We start from the raw sequence: 20036 nt of genomic DNA, 5'->3' as shown, positions 1-20036 counted from the left end.
TAAAGAATGCTACAAATTTCAACGGCACCACGCCATGATTGGAAAGAACGCGCAAAAGAATTCGGTTTTGGTTTCCACACGATTGATGATGAACCGTACTGGATCGAAGACCGTTACTATCAATTTACTCTCAAGCAGATAGAGGAACATATTGAAGATCCGACAGAGGAAATCCACCAGCTGAGCCTTCAAGCGATAGAACGAGTGATTAACAGCGACAAGCTGATGGCTAAATTCCAAATTCCAGAAATAATGTGGCGGTTGGTGCGTGAATCTTGGCAACGCAAAGACCCGAGCCTCTACAGTCGACTCGATTTTGCCTATGACGGTAAAAATCCAGCCAAGTTATTAGAAATCAACTCAGATACGCCGACCTCGATCTATGAACTGGGTTTCTTTGGTTGGTTGTGGCTGGAAGATAAGGTTAATCGCGGCAAAGTACCGCGCTCGGCAGATCAGTTCAACCTTCTGCAAGAGTTGCTTGTGAATCGCTTCCACGAACTTAAACCATTTTTGCCATTCAACACACTTCATTTTACATGCTGCAAGGGTACAGAAGAAGACAAGGGTACAGTCGATTATATGGCTGATTGTGCTAAGGATGCTGGCATTCATACTGAGTTTGTCTATGTTGAAGACATTGGCCTAAGCGAATGCGGCAAGTTTACGGACAACAATAGTAAAATCATCGATTCTATGTTCAAGTTATACCCATGGGAGTTTATGTTCCGCGAGGAATATGCTCAGCATCTAGCAACTGCTGGTGTTAACTGGTTTGAACCAATGTGGAAGTGTATTACCTCAAATAAAGCCATCTTGCCGTTGCTTTGGGATATGTTCCCAGGACATCCAAACCTGCTTGAGGCTTACTTTGCCGATGACCCAAAAGCCAAACGCCTGACTCATTATGTCAAGAAGCCAATATTTAGTCGTGAGGGGTCGAATATCAGTATTTATAAAGACGGCAAAGTGATTGAGAAAATCGATGGACCTTATGGGGAAGAGGGTTACATCGTGCAACAATATACTCCGTTACCAAAATTCGGTGAGAACCATGTACTTATCGGTAGCTGGCTTATTAATGACAGACCCGCTGGTCTATCGGTGAGGGAAGATATTGGCCGAATCACAAAAGATACATCGTTATTTGTGCCTCACATTATTTTAGGTTAGCTGAACCTCATATGATGGATTAAAAATGGAGTTTATTGCTATTTTTGTGTGTCATTGTGGCATACATTATTTTCGCGTGCCATAATGATACCTGATGGAATTTATTAATACTGATGACAATAGGTAAAATTATGACCACTAACGCAGAACGTAAAGAAACTCGCTTGGTTGCACGAACATCCGCAGAGATACAAGAAATTATTCAAAGGGCGGCTGATTACTCCGGTACAACCCTTTCACAATTCCTTATTGAGTCGGCAATGGATAAGGCCCGTAACGTGATTGAACGAACTGAAACATTACATTTGTCGATGGCCGGTGCGGATGCACTGTTCGCTGCGCTGGAAAATCCTCCAAAAGCAAACAAGAAGCTACTTAAAGCAGCGCTGGGCTACAAGGATGCAGTGAAATGATAACCATTGAAGAAATAACCCATCAACATAATCGCAAAGTGTTTGATTGCCGCGTCAATGAATTAAATAAGTTCTTACAGCAACAAGCCCGGCAGAAAACCGTAAAGCACATATCAAAAACTTACGTGGCCTGCTGGGATTCGACACCCAAAGCTATCATCGGTTATCACACGCTGACTGGGTATTCAATAACAACGCCGCCCGCCCATAAAGACTATAAAAAGTATCCTCATCCACTTAATGCAGTAAAACTAGCCCGTCTTGCGGTGGATCATTCGTGCCAGAGGAAACGATTAGGCGAAAAATTATTGATTGATGCCATCTATCGCACCGTGTTGGTCGCACAACAAATATCAGCTATCGGACTATTTGTTGATCCTATGACCCCAGAGGTCATTTCGTTTTATCGGCAGTATGATTTTTTACCCGTCGAGCCAGACGACCCTTCATGTCTTGGAATGTGGCTGCCCATTAAAACCTGTATAGAAGTTGCCAGTACCTTGCTGTGAGCAATTATAAAGACATCCAACGATTGTCAAATGCTGAGTGAGATCGCCGCAGTCAGCAATGTCAGCCCACTGGCGCGGTAGCTCTGATTTTCCAGCCCACTATCCCTGATTTCCCCCAACCGATGCATGAAAACGGCTCGGGCAAGGGCCTTACCTTTATTCAGTCCCGCCTGCACACGTCGACGCAGGGACGGGATCGCGAAACCAGTCCAGCAAACCGAGCTTGAATTTACGGGATTGTGATATCGCTATTTTTAAACGAAGCTGAGGTTAGTAATGTTGCTCATAACAGTATCTCATTACAGAGTGACAGAGAGCCGCAGAGCCAGCGCGGCCAGAGTAACAAATAGAACCGGCAGGGTCATAACAATGCCGGTACGAAAGTAATATCCCCAGGTGATCTTCATATTTTTCTGCGAGAGCACATGCAGCCACAGCAACGTGGCCAGACTACCAATCGGGGTGATTTTCGGGCCTAAATCGCAGCCAATCACGTTGGCATAGACCATGGCCTCTTTGATAACACCAGAAGCTGTGCTCCCGTCAATCGACAATGCCCCAACCAGCACTGTTGGCATATTATTCATGATCGACGACAGGAAGGCCGTCAGGAAGCCGGTACCAAACGTTGCAGCCCATAAGCCCTTATCTGCCAGCATATTCAGCACGCCAGACAGGTACTCCGTGAGGCCCGCGTTGCGGAGTCCATAGACCACCAGGTACATGCCTAGGGAGAAAATAACGATCTGCCAGGGCGCTCCACGCAGCACTTTTCCCGTATTAATCACATGGCCTCTCTTCGCGACGACAAACAGTACAACGGCTCCGATTGCTGCTATCGCGCTGACGGGAAGACCCAAAGGCTCCAGAACGAAGAAACCGATCAGCAGGAACAGCAGGACAATCCAGCCTGCCCTGAACGTCGCTAAATCCTTTATTACGCTTGTGGGTGACTTCAGTAACGAAACGTCATATGTCGTCGGGATATCCCTGCGAAAGAACAGATGCAGCATCATCAGTGTGGCTGCAATCGCCGCCACATCCACGGGAACCATGACAGAAGCATATTGCGTAAAGCCCAAGCCAAAGTAATCAGCCGAAACGATATTCACCAGATTAGAGACTATGAGCGGCAGGCTGGCGGTATCAGCAATGAATCCCGCGGCCATCACAAAAGCCAGCGTAGTCCCTTTACTGAACCCCAGCGCAAGCAGCATGGCTATCACTATCGGCGTCAGGATCAGCGCCGCACCATCGTTGGCAAATAGCGCAGCTACGGCGGCGCCAAGCAAGACTATCCAGGTAAACAATAAGCGCCCGCGCCCATTACCCCAGCGGGAAACATGCAGTGCTGTCCATTCAAAGAAACCCGACTCATCAAGCAGCAGGCTGATAATAATCACTGCGATAAATGTAGCTGTCGCGTTCCAGACAATGTTCCAGACAACGGGGATATCATCGAGGTGAATAACACCAGAAGCCAGTGCCAGTACAGCCCCGATACTTGCACTCCAGCCGATGCTAAGCCCTCTGGGTTGCCAGATAACGAGTACCAGCGTCAGTAAAAATATACTCCCTGCCAAAAGCATTTCAGACTCCAATAAATATGATCATATGCATGTGTTTTCCTGCCCTAGCAGGAGGTGCAGGCCGATTTGTCCAGCCATTTACGTACATCCTCCCGCAGGCACAGCCAGGAAGTCGTGATTGTTTCAGCCGCCCAGGCAGGCATGTGAGGTGACAGACGGTAGTGAACCCATTTCCCTTCACGGCGGTCCATAACCAGCTCAGCCTCGCGCAAGATTGCCATATGGCGCGAAATTTTGGGCTGTGATTCCGAGGTGGCCGCACAAATATCGCAGACGCATAGTTCTCCGGACTCCCTGAGAAGCAGGATGATAGCGAGTCGCGTTTCGTCCGACAGGATTTTGAAAAGTTGAACAGGTTGTAGCATTTTTTACTCCGTTCCCTTTAGAATACATATATGGTAAATCATATATATTGAGATTTGAATCCCCAAATCTTTCGGAGGAGAAAAATGGAACAATTTCCTGCCCTGAACGCTGATTGCTTTGATGAACGTATCGCGGAACGCCTGCACCTACAGGAACCACCACGAATCCTGATTTTGTATGGTTCGGTAAGAGAACGCTCGTACAGCCGTTTTGCTGCTGAGGAAGCGGGACGACTACTGGCCGCTATGGGGGCGGAGATGAAAATGTTTAACCCTTCCGGACTACCATTACCCGACGATGCACCGGAAACACATCCAAAGGTCGTCGAGCTCCGTGAGCTGGTCAGATGGTGTGATGGGATGGTTTGGAGTTCCCCGGAACGGCACGGTGCGATGAGCGCAATTATGAAGGCACAGATCGACTGGATACCATTAAGCGAAGGTGCCGTTCGCCCCTCTCAGGGAAAAACGCTGGCGGTGATGCAGGTCTGCGGCGGGTCGCAGTCCTTCAATGCCGTTAACCAGATGCGGATTCTGGGCCGGTGGATGCGTATGTTCACCATCCCCAACCAGTCCTCGGTGGCAAAAGCCTGGCAGGAGTTCGATGACAATGGGCGTATGAAGCCCTCCTCGTGGTACGACCGTATCGTCGACGTCACTGAAGAGCTGTTTAAAGTCACGCTCCTGCTGAAAGGGCATACGGGATACCTTGCCGACAGATACAGTGAGCGAAAAGAAAGTCACGAGGAGCTGTCTGTGCGGGTTAATCAGACAAAAATTTAAATCAAGTGTGATGTCTCTGCTTTGCTGTCGTGAAGTTTGCGCCCTTCATGGGGCAGTCAGCGAAATCAAGCATCATTACATGGCTGTATAAAAAACAGGCTTAGCGTGGGATATTTTCCGTTTTCCAAACGGACCCCTAGGAGAGCTTTATATCCATACCCGGCCTGTTGTTCAATATCCATGAATAACGGTTTCGCTTCACGTTGATTCAATCTGGTATTGCTACATTGGTGCAGTTCAGCAATACCCAAATTGGGTGGTTATATTTCCTAATATGTTATTTTTGCATCAGGTAACTTAATGAGTTTAAACCCCAAAAATAAGGCTAAAAGGGTAAGAATGGTAATAAATAACACAACCCCATTCCAACCTAATTGAAGCCAGAATATACCACCAAGGGTACCTGCTACACTTGAGCCAGCATAGTAGCAAAAGAGATAAAGAGAAGAAGCTTGGGCTTTAGCCCGGCGAGCACGACGTCCAACCCAACTGCTAGCGACAGCATGTGCTGCAAAGAAACCGGAGGTTAATACTGTTATGCCAATCATAATCATCATTACAGACGATAGCATAGTAATAAGAATACCAACCAGCATCATACTAATCGTAGCTATCAAAACTTTTCCAAGTCCATATTTACGGGTTAATGCGCCTGCTTTAGATGCACTGTATGTACCTGCAAGATATACAATGGATAATATACCTACAGTTGACTGACTGAAATGATAAGGTGAGTCTAATAAACGATAACCTATATAATTAAACACCGTAATAAAGCCACCCATCAGCAAAAATGCCTCAGAAAATAATAATGGCAATCCTTTATCACGAAAGTGTAACTTCAGGTTTATCAATAAAGATTTTGGTTTTAAGGAGCTTGGACGAAAATGACGCGATTGAGGTAACATACGACAAAACATAATGGCAGCAATCAATGCAAATGCACCTAATACGATGATAGAAATACGCCATGAGAAATAATCAGTGATAATACCCGATATTAATCGTCCACTCATTCCACCAATAGAATTACCGCTGATATAAAGCCCCATTGATAAAGCAACAAAATTTGGATGAATTTCCTCACTAAGATAAGTCATAGCAACAGCAGCTACACCGCTGAGAGACAAACCAACCAGAATGCGTACAATTAGAATTCCAGACCAACTGGTCATAAATGCACTTAGTAAAGTGAAAATTGCAGCGGCAGACAATGCAGTTACCATGATATTTTTACGACCAATGGCATCAGACAAAGGACCCGTTATCAATAATCCCAAAGCCAGCATGCCAGTCGAAAGTGATAAAGATAAACTGCTGGTTGCCGGAGAAACACCAAAGTCCTCTGATAACATCGGTAGAATCGGCTGAACAAAATAGAGCAAGGCAAACGAGGCTAATCCTACAGTAAAGAGTGACAACGTCACTCTAATGTACAAAGCGTCTTTTTTCTGAATATAATTTTTCTCATTTTGAATATTTTGGACAAGATTCTTACCAGAAACCCGGTTTTCACTAATGCTATGGATAGTGCTCACATGAATCCTTACTTAACTCATAATAAGTAACTTTGGTTTTGACTAAATCAAGCATATGAATTGTGAAATATTTTGTCTAATATATTAATCATTCATAATGATATGTATTAAATATTAAAGGTGATTATGGCTATTGAATTACGGCATTTACGCTACTTTATTGCAGTTGCAGAAGAATTACATTTTGGTCGCGCGGCAGAACGGCTTAACATTTCACAGCCGCCATTAAGCCAACAAATTCAATCGCTTGAAAATAGTATAAACGCACAGTTACTAGAACGTAATAACCGAAATGTGAAACTGACTCCGGCAGGTAACATGTTTCTGGAGGAAGCTTACCAAATTCTGGCTCAGGTTGATGCTGCTGCAACAAAAGCAGCGAGAATGCAAAAAGGGGAATTAGGTGAAATATCAATCGGTTTCACCTCTACAACCCCTTTTATGCCGAAGGTCACTCTTAGTTTACGCCAATTCCGGGAGTGTTATCCGGAGGTATCTATTCATATGCACCAAATGAATACTAAACAACAGATCTCACCATTACTCACTGGGCGGATAGATATCGGTATCATGCGTAATACTCAATTACCAGATAACCTTGAGTATCGGCTATTATTTCGCGAATCTTTTGTACTTGCTGTTTGTGATGGACACCCTTTGTTGGAATTTACCCAGCAGGGAATAAAACTCGAAATGCTGGCTGGTTATCCATTGGTATTTTTTGAGCGCGAAGTCGGGACGGCTTTATATGATGAAATAATCACTTTACTCGCTGAAGCTGGCGTGACACCTATGATCTCACAGGAAGCAGGCGAAGCAATGACAATTCTCGGTCTTGTCTCTGCTGGGTTAGGGATAAGTGTTGTTACCGAGTCCTTTACGCGAATGAAAGTCGATGGTGTCCAATATATTCCAATAGCGGATAATCACTCTTTTTCTGAAGTGTGGTTGGTAAACCATAAAAATCGACCGGTATCAGCAGCAGCGAACAGGCTGATAAAATTACTCATATCTAACATTTTGAACGAGAAAAATGAGTAGAAATTAGCTAAATTTCGTGTTTAATATCACATATTGATTGAAAGAATGATACCTTTTGCCTAAAACATCGACATAATCAGCCTTCAATTATTTTGGAGCACGAATTAATTAACGAGCAAAAGGGTGAATATGGATGGACAACCAAGTCACATTGATCAAATAAAGCAGAATAATATTGGTACTGTTTACCGATTAATTGATCAATATGGCCCGATTTCCCGTATTGAGCTCTCTAAAAAAGCTCAACTAGCTCCAGCCAGTATTACCAAAATTGTCCGTGAGCTGGTTGATGCTCATTTAGTCATGGAAACAGAGTTTCTGGATTTAGGATTCAGAGGGCGTCCAGCAACCGGGCTGAGGCTTGCTTCTGAAAGTTGGCATTTTTTATGTGTCAGTATTAGTCTGGGAAATTTGATGTTGGGTCTTCGCGATCTCAGTGGCAAATTAATTGTTGAAGATGTATTGCCATTACCTGCCAACAATGACAAATCCTTTTTAGACAGAATTGTTGATGAAATTGATTCATTTTTCAGCTGCTATCAATCCTGTCTTGAGCGTTTGACGGCAATCAGTATTACTATAAATGCTATTGTTGATCCAACCAAAGGACTCATCCATAGTTTTCCTTACTATCAGGTTCAGGAATTGCCAATAAGTGAATATTTGCATCGCCGCACTGGACTACCGATATTTCTTCAACATGAAATAACCGCCTGGACGATAGCTGAATCATTATATGGGGCGGCAAAAAACTGCCAGAATATTATCCAAATTGTTATTGATGATAATATCGGTGCTGGCGTTATCATTGCAGGACAAACATTACATTCAGGTAACCGTAGTGTAATGGAAATAGGGCATATCCAATCTGAACCCAACGGTGAACTCTGCCAGTGCGGAAACTTAGGCTGTCTGGAAACCGTTACAAATATCAGCCATATTTTATCCAGAACAAAACAGTTGTTAACAACTGCCCCAGATTCTTTACTTAATGATGAGTCGCTAACTATTGAGTCACTCTGTCAGGCAGCCAATAAACGCGATATTTTAGCCATGGATATTATTCGTGATATAGGTGTGAAAATTGGTCGTATTATCGCAATTATGGTGAACCTATTTAATCCAGAGAAAATTTTGATTGGTTCTCCTCTTAACACTTGCCAGCAGATTTTATACCCGATCATCAATGAATGTATTAAACAGCAATCTTTGCCTGCTTATAGTAAACAAGTTACGTTGGTTGCAACGGAATTCAATAACTCTGGAACATTATCGGCTGTAGCCTCAGTTAAAAAAGCTTTATATGATGGTTCATTATTGATCAATTTGATGAAAGGATAATGATAATTGACCTAAACATTGAGCTAACGCAATCTCCTTGATAGCCACATACTCTAAACTTAACTCCTTATTAACTGGATTTTATCTGTCATTATGGAAAACAAAATTTATGTTAACTCGCTTATTTGTGACGGGGACAGATACCAACATCGGTAAAACAGTTGTTACCCGTGCATTATTACAAGTTTTTAATCGTGACGGAGCAACAGCAGTAGGTTATAAACCTATAGCTACAGAAGGGTATGAAACAGAAGAAGGAATGCGCAATCGAGATGCCGTAGTTTTGCAAAAATCCTCTCCCATCCAGCTTAAATATGAAGAAATAAACCCAGTTATCTGGAAAAGCAGTTACTGTGAAGAAAATCAGATTGATTTCGAACAGATGAAAAAAGGATTAAATAACCTTAACAATAAAGCTGATCGCGTTATTATTGAAGGTAATGGCGGTTGGCGTGTATTGCTAAATGATGAGACTTTTTATTTTGATTGGGTTATTCGGGAAAAAATCCCAGTAATTTTAGTTGTTGGAATTCAGCCTGGTTGTATAAATCATTCGATTCTGACCGCACAGGCAATAATAAATGATGGTTTGCAGTTAGTTGGATGGGTAGCAAACAGAACTAATCCTGGTTTATCTTACTATGCAAAAGTTCTGGATAGGTTACGCCGTCACATCAACGCACCACAATTGGGTGAAATTCCTTATCTTTTACGTCCAGAAGAGAAAGATTTATCCAGCTATTTGGATATTTCTACCATATTAAAACAAACTGGAGAATAATTATGGATTTGAAATATTAAATAAGATATGGAAAGAGGGCATCCAAAGCCCTCTACGGAGAGTTTATTTTGCAACTGGCGAATTTGGGGATTGATTTACTTGCCGGGTATATACAATCTTTTGGGTATTATTCTCACAATGTCCAACGATCTTACCACTGGCTTGTTCAACTTGGTCATTAGGAACAATTTCCAACTTAAAGCTGGATTCCGGCACACCATTATTGATAATTTTTTGCGCAATCTGTGCTTTCACGCTTTCACATGAAGCTTGTGCAGAAAATGCAAATGGAGATACAGTAAAAATCAATGCACTAAATAAAAACGCTTTCTTCATGGTCATCACCTTTATTCAAATTTTACGGTCTAATAGGCATACCTGTATTGCTGTCTAGGCAACGTTCGGTATTCGGCTCCCAATAAGCGTTTATATTGGTACTTTTCATGCATGCATCACGGTTATCAATCGCTTTATCTAACTTATCAAATTCCTTCTCAGCACGTTTATTCACCTTGGTACGAATATTCTTGGTTTCATCCCATTGCTCTTTACTTTGACGGGCTGCTTCTTTCTCCATAGCCGTATCACCGCTACCATTTACTGTGACACAGGTACTGCTGGAGGTACAAGTTGCCGCCAATGCTGGCGCTTGCCACAGCAAAGGAATTACCAGAGCAATAGCTGATATAATTTTTAATATCAAAGACTTATAAATATTCATCTTTTATCCTCTTGAAAGAAAGTGGGACCCATTAATGGCACAATAGGGAATTATCAGATAGATAAACTATAAGATAGCATTGAGATATTCAACAAAATATCAAGAAGAATGTGATTATATATTTCTATGTACATTAAGCCCTGCGAATGACTGGCAAACTGGCATCATCTCTAATGTATTAATGTTGACATGATCAGGCAAGTTGGCAACCCAAAAAACAGCTTCTGCTACATCTTCGGCTGTTAATGCCTGTGCTCCATCGTAGGTTTTATTCACTTTATCGTTGTCACCTTTAAAACGTACTAAAGAAAACTCGGTGCCACCAACTAAACCAGGCTCGATATCAGTAACACGGATTTGTTTCCCCTGTAAATCTGCCCGTAAACCCAAACTAAATTGTTTTACAAATGCTTTAGTGGCGCCATAAACATTCCCGCCTGAATATGGCCAACTTGCAGCAGTAGAACCGATATTAATAATATGCCCACGGTCTCGTTTTACCATTTTAGGCAGCAGAGCATGGGTCATATTTACAAGCCCTTTGGTATTGGTGTCAATCATCATTTCCCAATCATCCGGGTTCGCCAGATACGCGGGTTCTAATCCAAGCGCTAAACCTGCATTATTAACTAAAACATCAATATCACGGAGTGATGCTGGCAATTGCTGTATAGCTTGGTTAATAGCCATCCGATCAGTAACATCAAGTTGAACAAAGTGAAATTTATCCCCTAATTCCTCTTTTAATTTTTTTAATCGTTCTTTACGGCGTCCAGCAGCAATAACACTAGAACCATGCTGAATGAATTTTCTAGCGATTGATTCACCAAAACCTGAAGTTGCTCCTGTCACAAAAACAATCATACAAAACCCCTTATTTACCGATATTGCTTTTATCCCAGCAAGTAAATGGGGTTCTGCATTTTTAGTCAAGAGATCATTGAAGAATTTCAGTAACTTTATTCTTATTCTTCAAGAATGATTTCTGGCAAAGGAAGTTGATCATTAATAATTGCATCTGCAATCCGAATTATATCTTTATCCAATGCACGATCTGCCTCCAGAGGAGAGCTGATTTCGCGTACCGCATGGTAAAACTTAGCTGTTTCAGGTGCAAGTTTACTAATATTGCCACGGAGATAAATTGCCTGACAAACTACCAGAATTGTCATTGAAACAATATTACGTAACTTCTGTTCCATCTCCAGAACATCTTGCGCGGCATGCAAACCCAAGCTCACAATATCTTGATTGTATTGCTCTGTCGCCAAAGTATGTATACCAGATGCAGCACAATCATGGCGAATTGCAGCAACCAAAGCTGTTTGTGAAAGTTGGATACCTTTCAGACCTTGGTACATACCGGGAGTTGGGCTAAGTGAATTTGGTAATCCACGGGAGAAACGGCTATCCATCATCAACGCTACAATTGCATGAAGATGATTGGCAATTAAAGCAATATCCAACTTTAATGCATCCATAGTCCGGGCAACATATTGCCCCATAAAATTCCCACCATGTAAAACATCACCATTTTCTGGATCAATCAAAGGATTATCATTAGCAGAAATAACTTCCCGCTCCAATATTTTTCGAGCTGTAGCTAAAGATTCTGGAACTATACCTAATATTTGCGGTGCACAACGAATTGAGTAAACTTCTTGTAAAGTATCATTTAGCCGGGTGATTTCTTGGTGACGCCAAGCTTTATTCGCTTGTTCTTTAATCCCTGCTAATAAATTGATCTGTGTCGAACCTTCCAATAAATTACGCAATGTACTAGCTACTGCTTTCTGTCCAGGATGGTTTTTAACTTGCTGAATTCTGGCATCATAATGTTCATGAGATGCGAGTAATGCTTCAACAGCCAATGCAATAGAAGAAAGTGTGGCTTTTAATAGTTTTTCCAGTTTAATAACTGTAACTGAACTGATACCCGACATCACCCGAGTGCCATTAATAAGAGCGAGTCCTTCTTTTGCTTGTAAGGATAACGGCGTCAATCCTGCACGTTTAATTGCCTCAGCCGCGCTAATTTCTTCGCCCATATAATTAACTTGACCAATACCACATAATGCCCGTGCAATATAAGATAAAGGAATTAAATCACCGCTTGCACCCACTGAGCCATATCGGGGAACCAGAGGCACAATATCATGGTTAAGATGATCGGCTATCGTTTGAGCGACAATTGGCCTAGTTGCAGACCAACCTTTGCAAACAGAAAGTAACACCGTAAATTGTGAAGCTCTAATACACGTTTTGGACATATAGTCCCCAGTGCCAGCAGAAAGAAAAGTTAACAAATTTTCCTGATGTTCTGAAATCTTCTCAAACGGCACAACTAAATTGGCATTTCCCCCAAATCCGGTATTAATCCCATATATCACCTCTCCTGAGTTTAATTTTTCCTCTAATTTTTCACGACCACGATTCAAAATATCTATGACACCCTTTGATATCTCTACTTTTTTCTGTTTTGTCGCAATCTGATCGATATCTTCCAGAGAGATAAAACCATTTTCATTAATAATAATGGTTGGCTGAATATCTTTAGCGGTCATTTTCATCTCCGTATAAAATAAGAATGATAATAATATATTAAAGAAACAAACTCCCTTAATGATACAAATTAGTATAAGTATAAAACACAGAAAAATAGCCACCTGAAAATAAAATTAAAATCAATGGTTCGTAAAAATTAATTTACGGAATTTTATTTAAATTGGAAGTTATGATAATGTCAAATTAATATATTTTCAAATTGAGACTATTGCTTTTAATTTTTCCATCTTATAATAAACAAGTGATAATATCATACACATTGACATAAAATTAAGTTAACCATTAACAATCAAAAAAATAGCAATTAGTTGTTTTCCTAATAAAACAAGTTAGACTGTAATTGCATCACTGTAAGAAATAAAGTTGCGGAATGTTAATCAACATAAATAAATTGATATATAATCGAGGTCATTTATGTCAAAAATAATCCAGACAGATTTTCTTAGTGAACAGTCTTACCAAATAGATAATTTCAACCCATCAACGGAGACAATAAATTTCAGTTACACATCAGGGAGAGTTTTATTACCTGTTTATAATAAATATGATACACGAAATAAACCGAAAATTTTCGGGTATTATACAGATTGGTCACAATATGATGGCAGATTACAAGGGAATCAAGATCCCACCAGTCGAGGTAGAGGAATAGATTTACAACACCTTTTAGATAATCCTTTCGCTTATGATAAATTAATTATTGGGTTCTGTGGAATATTAGGTGATGAAGGTGAAAAAAAGCAGCAAATTAAAGAACAAGCACCACTATTTAACCGTACCAATAATGGAGAAGTGACATTTACAGATGCATGGGGTGATTGCCAGTCTTATCAGAATTGTACTTATGCTGGTTGGCAGGATATCCAAATGCCAAGGGATTTTGATCAATCTAAAAGTATGGGCGTATTAGGTGGATTGGCTAAAATTCAACAGGCTGCAAAAGCTCAGGGCCATGACCTTATTATGTCATTCAGTGTTGGTGGTTGGACCATGAGTAATGGTTTTTATAATATGGTCAGAGATGAAACACTGAAATCTTATTTCTGCTCAAGTCTGGTTGATATATTCCAACGTTTTCCCATGTTTACTGAGATTGATATTGACTGGGAATATCCAGGAGTTGCAGGGAACGAAGGTAATATTTACGCGCCTGATGATGGTGATTATTATATTAGCTTAATTCAGGACTTAACAGCTGCTTTCAAAGAAGCAGGGCGTTCAGATATAAAAATAAGCATAGCCTGTTCCGCAGTACCAGAAAAAATGGAGAAATCAAAAATACCAGAATTATTGAAAGCCGGACTATATGGTATTAACGTGATGACCTATGATTTCTTTGGTACTCCATGGGCTGAAAAACTGCTACATCATACGAATCTCCGTAATTATCCAGAAGGTGAGAATAGTGTAGAAAAAGCGGTTGAATATTTACTAAGTATTGGTGTTCCAGCATCTGCAATCAATATTGGTTATGCTGGATATTCACGCAATGCTAGAAATACCGTTATTGATAGCTATTCTCCATTGTCTGGTAGTTATGATCCTGGCTATGTTCCGAAAAAAGATCCCAAAATTACGACAACAGGCTCGTTTGAATCAGGAACAATAGAATGGTACGACACAATATATAATTATCTGGATTTAGAAGGAAAGAAAGGGAGGAATAACTTTAAATTATATACAGATGAAATAGCAGATGCTGATTATCTCTACAATGAGGAAAGCAAATTGTTTATTTCGACTGACACCCCTCGTTCCGTTAAATCCAAGGCTCAATATGCATTGGAGAAGAACTTGGGTGGAATATTTACATGGACCGCAGACCAAGACCGAGGTTTGTTAGTCAATGCCGCAAGAGAAGGTCTTGGCTGTGAGCTAATTACCCAAAAAATAGATATGACGCCATTCTACTTCAAAGGTGTCAATGTTGATCCGGGTGATCAGGACAAGGGCGGAGATTACCCAACATGGGATGCAAATAATGAGTATAAAGCTGGCGATAAAGTCAGCTGGAAAGGTCAAAACTGGGAAGCTAAATGGTGGAATAGGGGAACCGTACCTGACGGCGCTGGAACATCTGATGATGCTTATCCCTGGATAAAAATTTAATAATTAATTAAACCCAAGCCACCAGTACAATATATGTACTGGTGGTGTTATTTCTTTCTTTAATCTGCATATATACCCGTCATCTTTCAAGTTGCTGCTTTGTTGGCTGCGTTCTCTTGCCGCCGCTCTGCAATTTGAAATTTATTGGGTATAGCATTTTAAGCACTACGCAATGAAATTCCAACAATTTCATTACCGAAGTGGACTTTTAGCTTTGTGTTTACAGTTTCTGATTTGTCATAAAATTAATATTTAATCGTGATGTAGGCATTAACTTGGTTTAGAGTTATTTTATATAAATATACAATATAGAGTGGAGGATATTTAAATAAGTTAATATTAATCTTATTTTTATTATTCCGCGCTTAGACTATTCAAAGGATTTATAAATATGTTCGAGAATGACTTTGGTGTTCGCCAGCAAGTTAAGAGAGAATTTATTTGGGAAGGGCACATGAAGGCGATTGAAAAAGCGTCTAAAATGGGTAATTTTGCTGTCAGTTTTCGGGCGGCAGGTGAACCAACTCTGAAAGCGCTTAGTAAAGGCGCTGCCGCGAAAGGACACGATATTCTTGAAAAAACAATTAAACCTGGTTCAATTAGAAAAGCATATTTTGGAGATGAAGCTTCAGATGTCATAAATAAGGTGCGGAAGGCATCTATTGAGGGTTATGTCGGTCACTGGGATAAAAAAAGTGGTCATCTTAAAGGTATATATATGAGCAGTGGTGACAGAAGAATTTATCCAATAGATTTAAACAATCTCGAGGCAAGTCTCTCTTCCTTAAAAGGAAAAGAAAACTGGGCCGCGCTGCCTTTCACTGGTGACTATGATATGCATGACATGATTAGTTTCACGACGCAACCACATTCAGTTCCATCTGCTTCATTAGAAGAAAAGAAAATAATCGATCTGATTAACCGATTTATTGCCCACGCTGATTTAAACCGGCCATTTGAAGATATAGAACATAATGTTATCAGACATGGTCCTCAGGTAAGTTATCCTGCTTTTGCTATGGACAAAGAGAGAGAAGAAGTCAAAAAACGAGGTGGGATTGTCAAAGTTGTTGCCGAACCTGGAGAGTTTCCAGTTGCTATCATCTGTAAAGGAAAATGGATAATAGCCAATGATATTTATGAATTAGAAAAGTTTTACAACAAGGTTGGTGCAAAAATGAAAGTGAGTTGGAAACCGGGCGCTGGAAATCCGGGCTTTGTTCCTAATCCTAAAAAACCGGGTATGGCAAGATTTAGTCGGAAAAAATAAACATTACTGTTAATTGTATTAGCTCAGGCCAAATCACCCTTTTAACTCATTCGTGAAAAGGGTGGTAAGACGTTTTGGATTTCATCGTACTTCTTTGTTGGCTCCGGTGACACTTGGGACGTCACTGGATATAGAAGTATTTGCTAAATCAGCATAACCTCTAACCCCAAATTTTGACTTAGCTGATTTCACAGCATCTAAAACCGCAACAGCCATAACCTCCGCTGCAAGCATACCAACAATATTCACCGATGAATCTACACCACCTGTTGTCGCTGCAAAAATAGTGTCCCCGTCACTCATGGTATGAACAGGATATATCGTCCTCGCAAGCCCATCATGAGCCATCTGGGCAACTTTTTTCATCTGGCTTTTATTCATATTTGCGTTACAACAAATTATGCCAATGGTCGTATTTTTCCCCTGAGTGAAATGATGATCTTTATAATTTTCTAAAACGTAGGAAATAAGATCGATAAGGTGGCCATTTTCATCACATGCACCTGCAATAGTTTTACCATTTTTAGGGTCTCTGATTTCACCAACAGCATTTACAACAACCATGGCGCCGACTGTCAGTCCCCCAGCTAACTTAACAGATGCTGTCCCAAGCCCACCTTTCATAGCTTTATCAAAACCGGCCATTTTACCTATAGTGGCCCCAGCACCTGCACCAATATTGCCCGATGGAAAAGAATTTGTAGAAGCATTTTTCGATGCAATATAGCCCATATTAGCGTCAGGACGAACAGCAGGATCACCAAAATTTAGATCAAATATGATTGCGGCAGGAACGATAGGCACAACAGCGACACCGACATCAAAACCTTTTTTTCTTTCTTCAAGATAGCGCATGACGCCAGAGGCGGAATCTAATCCAAAAGCACTCCCTCCACTTAGCACCAATGCGTTGGTTTTCTGAACAGTATTAATAGGGTCTAAAAGTTCGGTTTCCCTTGTCCCCGGAGCAGAACCTCTGACATCAACACCACAAACAGCCCCATCGTCGAAAATAATTACGCTACAACCGGTTTGTTTCAACTCATCTTCAGCATGCCCAACTTTGATACCCGGTACATCCAGGATTGTTCCATTTGTCTTATACATAAATTACCCACCTTAATCTTTAAAGTTATTCATAAAGTATATTAATGATTTTGCAGTAAATCATAGCAAAGACGACTAAACAAACTGTGATTTTTGGCATGAATTCAGCTTGATAAACGAAGGGGGGATATTCAAGGTTAGACAGAGATTATGCACTTATGAAAAGAAAGATGGCTCTCTTCGCCGGAAAAGGAAATTTCCGGCGAGCATATTTTTCATCATTTAGTTTAAATAAGTTTTTTTAAATCTTCGAGAATAGCATCTAGCTGATCACGGGACTGACCTGATAATGATTTGAGTGGAAAGGGAAGGCAAGGGGCGGTTACTTTGTTCAGCAACTCAGCGGCGGCTGCGGTGACCCTGAGGCTACCATGGGTTCTGAAAAGCCTCCAGACAGGCTCAAGGGCAGCCGACAACATCTGTACCGTTTTTTCATCATTATCCTTTGCTGCGCGGGTAATAGCCTGTGCAGTTTGCGGAAAAAGTCCACCTATAACAGAGAACCAGACATCACATCCCGCACAAAGACCCGTCGCCGCTTGCCAGTCCCCGCTGATTCCGAGCGAAACGTGGCCGGGAAGGCGGGAACGAAGTGCATTCACCCGTTGTGTAGCCAAAGACAGCTCTTGCGGCAAGCGAGCAAGTTTGAGCGAGCTGACAAACGGTAAACTGGCAATATTAATCAGTAACTCATCGTTGAATTCAAAACCTGTCGTTGCAGGATTATCATAGACACAGAGCGGCACGGATAGATGGCGGCTGACTTCTTCATAGAGTGAATACACCTCATCCGGTGTGGGGCGTTGGTAAGAAACAGGAGCCAGCATTACCGCGCTAGCACCCGCGTGCTGGGCATCTTCAGCAAGATTGAGTATATCTGCTACACGCAGCGCTCCAATGCTGACCATAACCGGTATACCGTTCGCATGTTCAACAGCTAGTCGGGCGACATGTGCACGTTCCGGCAATGTAAGATAGGCGTAGCTCCCCGTCGATCCCAGTGCGCCGACAGAATCCACTCCAGCCTCAACAAGATTTTCAATAAGCGAGATAAATGTTTTCTCATCCACCTTATTGCCACACAGCGGTGTTAAAGGAAAAGCACTCAATCCGGTAAACATTTTTTTCTCCTGTTTCTTAATAAATGAATAATTGAAGCTACCCGTGAGAATCAACTAATTATTTTTCTTCCAGACTGATGAGATTAGTTTCAATTCTAATAATAGCGGGTTCACCATCTTATGGATACGGCTTTACAAGCCTGTTTTAACGCATCCTCACGGACCCGCGATTGTTCAATTGACGGAATAACAGAAATCATTAGATAATCTTATATTGACTAATTGCCACAGGTCACCTACCCAATTATTTATGTACAAGGAATCCCATATGCGGCTATCTATTCAAACTTTATCACTCTTCTTTACATCTTTTGCTTTCCTCATTACTCCGTTTTTCATTCAAGCACATAGCAGCAATACTGCGGGTATTAACATTGAAAAATTGCTTGAGACTGAAAAATCTTGGGATGACGTGCCTTATCAGGGATATCCTAAAGGCACACCTCAGCTTTCAGTTCTCAAAATTACTATTGCTCCAAATACCAGTCTTGACTGGCATCAGCACCCGATACCTAATGCCGCTTACGTGCTGAACGGGGTGTTAACGGCAGAGAAAAAATCCAGTGGTGAAAAACGTCTTATAAAGGCGGGAGAGGTGTTACCTGAGATGGTTGACAGCACTCATCGCGGTTACACAGGCAAAGAAGGCGTTACTCTCTTGGTCTTCTACGCGGGGCAAAAAGATATCCCGCTTTCTAAACCCGCTGAGTAAAAATCATTCAGGCATGAAGACGAAAGAACGTGTCAGCGTTGGGATGGCCTGAATTCTCCTGTCAGCAAAAACAGCATGGATGATATTTTTGTAATGGCAACGAAAGACTTAAATGTATAAGTTTTCCGAGTTGGCTGATGAAGACATATTTAATATTGCCCGTCACACGATACAGCAGTAAGTTGTTATTCCAAGTTTAAAATGTCACTAAAATACTTAAGCAGGACTGAAATAACTTAATTAAGCGGTTGAAAGGCCGCTCTTTAATCAAAGAGAAGGTGTAAGCATGAGATATCCTATTTATTTACATCAGGCTGACGACGGATCGTTTTCTGGTTTTGTGCCAGACGTGATCGGATGTTACTTTGCTGGTGATACCATTGACGACGCTATTAGCGATGCTCAAAACGCATTAGATACTTATTTTGAATACATGAGCGAAAAGGGTGAGGCTCCAGTACAAGCCAGAACTGTTGCTGACCATCTAAGCAATGAAGATTGCACTGGCGGTAGTTGGGCTTATGTTGATATGGATTTAACTAAATACGATGGAAAAGCCATCAAGCTAAACATTACTATGCCTCAATTTTTGTTGGGTAGAATTGATGAATACGTGAACTCACATCGTGAGTATCATAGCCGCAGCGGATTCTTGGCTGAATTGGCTCGACGTGAGCTGTCGAAACACTCGTAAGATAATTCCTCTATCAAAACCATGAAAAGCCTGCTGTTAGCGGGCTTTTTCTTTTAAGAATACCAAAGTGATATGACTATATTGGTGTTATAACCATAGTGCGCCTAATGTATATTATGTTAAATTTAGTCCGCCATTCATTTAGTTCATAACCGCCCGCAGACCACGATCAATCATACAGTTACCCCGCCCCCATATTCTTCT

General features: G+C 41.3%; 20 protein-coding genes and 1 pseudogene. 11 read left to right on the top strand and 10 right to left on the bottom strand.

The genetic code is table 11. From position 1 onward, the window contains the following. Window positions 1-6 precede the first annotated feature (6 nt). The 3 genes from EAE89_RS02740 (at window position 7) to EAE89_RS02730 (ending at window position 2095) form a co-directional block, all read left to right on the top strand. Complete coding sequence (locus EAE89_RS02740; protein ID WP_054475461.1) at window positions 7-1173, top strand: glutathionylspermidine synthase family protein; 1167 nt, start codon at window positions 7-9, stop codon at window positions 1171-1173. A gap of 131 nt (window positions 1174-1304) precedes the next feature. Further along, on the top strand, window positions 1305-1586 hold the full coding sequence (locus EAE89_RS02735) for a type II toxin-antitoxin system TacA family antitoxin (protein ID WP_054475463.1): 282 nt from the start codon (window positions 1305-1307) through the stop codon (window positions 1584-1586). Continuing rightward, entirely contained in the window at window positions 1583-2095 is a 513-nt protein-coding gene (locus EAE89_RS02730; protein ID WP_054475464.1) for a GNAT family protein, read from the top strand. Before EAE89_RS02735 ends, EAE89_RS02730 begins: the two co-directional genes overlap by 4 nt. A 35-nt stretch (window positions 2096-2130) precedes the next feature. Here EAE89_RS02730 and EAE89_RS02725 read toward each other — a convergent pair. The 3 genes and pseudogenes from EAE89_RS02725 to EAE89_RS02715 all read right to left on the bottom strand — a co-directional run. After that, window positions 2131-2283: pseudogene (locus EAE89_RS02725) on the bottom strand (Tn3 family transposase); the annotation flags it as partial. A gap of 111 nt (window positions 2284-2394) precedes the next feature. After that, window positions 2395-3684 carry an arsenic transporter gene (locus EAE89_RS02720; RefSeq protein WP_214085336.1) on the bottom strand — a complete coding sequence of 430 codons (1290 nt, stop codon included), beginning with the start codon at window positions 3682-3684 and terminating at the stop codon, window positions 2395-2397. A gap of 44 nt (window positions 3685-3728) precedes the next feature. Beyond that, the gene (locus tag EAE89_RS02715) at window positions 3729-4049 is read right to left on the bottom strand and encodes a transcriptional regulator (protein ID WP_054475469.1); all 321 of its coding nucleotides are present in this window, start codon (window positions 4047-4049) and stop codon (window positions 3729-3731) included. An 84-nt stretch (window positions 4050-4133) separates the two neighbouring features. Here EAE89_RS02715 and arsH point away from each other — a divergent pair, with 84 nt between their 5' ends. After that, window positions 4134-4832, top strand: a complete 699-nt coding sequence (gene arsH, locus EAE89_RS02710) for an arsenical resistance protein ArsH (protein ID WP_054475471.1) — start codon at window positions 4134-4136, stop codon at window positions 4830-4832. Between the two features lie 269 nt (window positions 4833-5101). Here the strand turns inward: arsH and EAE89_RS02705 are convergent, their stop codons facing one another. Continuing rightward, window positions 5102-6352, bottom strand: a complete 1251-nt coding sequence (locus EAE89_RS02705) for an MFS transporter (RefSeq protein ID WP_420806651.1) — start codon at window positions 6350-6352, stop codon at window positions 5102-5104. Window positions 6353-6496: 144 nt separating this feature from the next. Here EAE89_RS02705 and EAE89_RS02700 point away from each other — a divergent pair, with 144 nt between their 5' ends. From EAE89_RS02700 to bioD, 3 genes are all read left to right on the top strand, one after another. Continuing rightward, entirely contained in the window at window positions 6497-7411 is a 915-nt protein-coding gene (locus EAE89_RS02700; protein WP_054475475.1) for a LysR family transcriptional regulator, read from the top strand. Between the two features lie 123 nt (window positions 7412-7534). Continuing rightward, window positions 7535-8752 (top strand): sugar metabolism global transcriptional regulator Mlc, encoded by a 1218-nt coding sequence (mlc, locus tag EAE89_RS02695; RefSeq protein WP_161804201.1) that lies wholly within the window; start codon window positions 7535-7537, stop codon window positions 8750-8752. 109 nt (window positions 8753-8861) lie between these two features. Then, window positions 8862-9533 (top strand): dethiobiotin synthase, encoded by a 672-nt coding sequence (bioD, locus tag EAE89_RS02690; protein ID WP_214085335.1) that lies wholly within the window; start codon window positions 8862-8864, stop codon window positions 9531-9533. A 63-nt stretch (window positions 9534-9596) separates the two neighbouring features. Here the strand turns inward: bioD and EAE89_RS02685 are convergent, their stop codons facing one another. From EAE89_RS02685 to stlA, 4 genes are all read right to left on the bottom strand, one after another. After that, window positions 9597-9869, bottom strand: coding sequence for a DUF1161 domain-containing protein (locus EAE89_RS02685; RefSeq protein WP_054475481.1), 273 nt, complete (start codon window positions 9867-9869; stop codon window positions 9597-9599). A gap of 22 nt (window positions 9870-9891) precedes the next feature. Then, window positions 9892-10254 (bottom strand): DUF1283 family protein, encoded by a 363-nt coding sequence (locus EAE89_RS02680; RefSeq protein ID WP_054475483.1) that lies wholly within the window; start codon window positions 10252-10254, stop codon window positions 9892-9894. 114 nt (window positions 10255-10368) lie between these two features. Next, entirely contained in the window at window positions 10369-11118 is a 750-nt protein-coding gene (gene ydfG, locus EAE89_RS02675; RefSeq protein WP_054475486.1) for a bifunctional NADP-dependent 3-hydroxy acid dehydrogenase/3-hydroxypropionate dehydrogenase YdfG, read from the bottom strand. A gap of 101 nt (window positions 11119-11219) precedes the next feature. Beyond that, window positions 11220-12818, bottom strand: a complete 1599-nt coding sequence (gene stlA, locus EAE89_RS02670; protein WP_054475488.1) for a phenylalanine ammonia-lyase StlA — start codon at window positions 12816-12818, stop codon at window positions 11220-11222. 415 nt (window positions 12819-13233) lie between these two features. Between stlA and EAE89_RS02665 the strand changes: the two genes are divergently transcribed. Beyond that, a complete protein-coding gene (locus EAE89_RS02665; RefSeq protein WP_054475490.1) occupies window positions 13234-14928 on the top strand; it encodes a glycoside hydrolase family 18 protein in 1695 nt (564 codons plus the stop codon). Window positions 14929-15319: 391 nt separating this feature from the next. After that, entirely contained in the window at window positions 15320-16198 is an 879-nt protein-coding gene (locus tag EAE89_RS02660) for an Insecticial toxin (RefSeq protein ID WP_149616655.1), read from the top strand. An 81-nt stretch (window positions 16199-16279) separates the two neighbouring features. Here the strand turns inward: EAE89_RS02660 and EAE89_RS02655 are convergent, their stop codons facing one another. Continuing rightward, on the bottom strand, window positions 16280-17305 hold the full coding sequence (locus tag EAE89_RS02655) for a P1 family peptidase (RefSeq protein WP_054475494.1): 1026 nt from the start codon (window positions 17303-17305) through the stop codon (window positions 16280-16282). Window positions 17306-17532: 227 nt separating this feature from the next. Further along, window positions 17533-18426, bottom strand: coding sequence for a dihydrodipicolinate synthase family protein (locus EAE89_RS02650; protein ID WP_214085334.1), 894 nt, complete (start codon window positions 18424-18426; stop codon window positions 17533-17535). A 268-nt stretch (window positions 18427-18694) separates the two neighbouring features. On the opposite strand from EAE89_RS02650, the gene EAE89_RS02645 reads away from it, so the two are divergent. Both EAE89_RS02645 and EAE89_RS02640 read left to right on the top strand, forming a co-directional pair. Further along, on the top strand, window positions 18695-19138 hold the full coding sequence (locus EAE89_RS02645) for a cupin domain-containing protein (protein WP_214085333.1): 444 nt from the start codon (window positions 18695-18697) through the stop codon (window positions 19136-19138). A gap of 286 nt (window positions 19139-19424) precedes the next feature. Next, the gene (locus EAE89_RS02640) at window positions 19425-19832 is read left to right on the top strand and encodes a type II toxin-antitoxin system HicB family antitoxin (protein WP_133813054.1); all 408 of its coding nucleotides are present in this window, start codon (window positions 19425-19427) and stop codon (window positions 19830-19832) included. The last annotated feature ends 204 nt before the right edge of the window (window positions 19833-20036 follow it).

This window comes from Photorhabdus heterorhabditis (genome assembly GCF_018448905.1).
Lineage (GTDB): Bacteria > Pseudomonadota > Gammaproteobacteria > Enterobacterales > Enterobacteriaceae > Photorhabdus > Photorhabdus heterorhabditis.
Note: the sequence above shows the minus strand (reverse complement) of the source record. Positions and strands in the feature narration are given on the sequence as shown.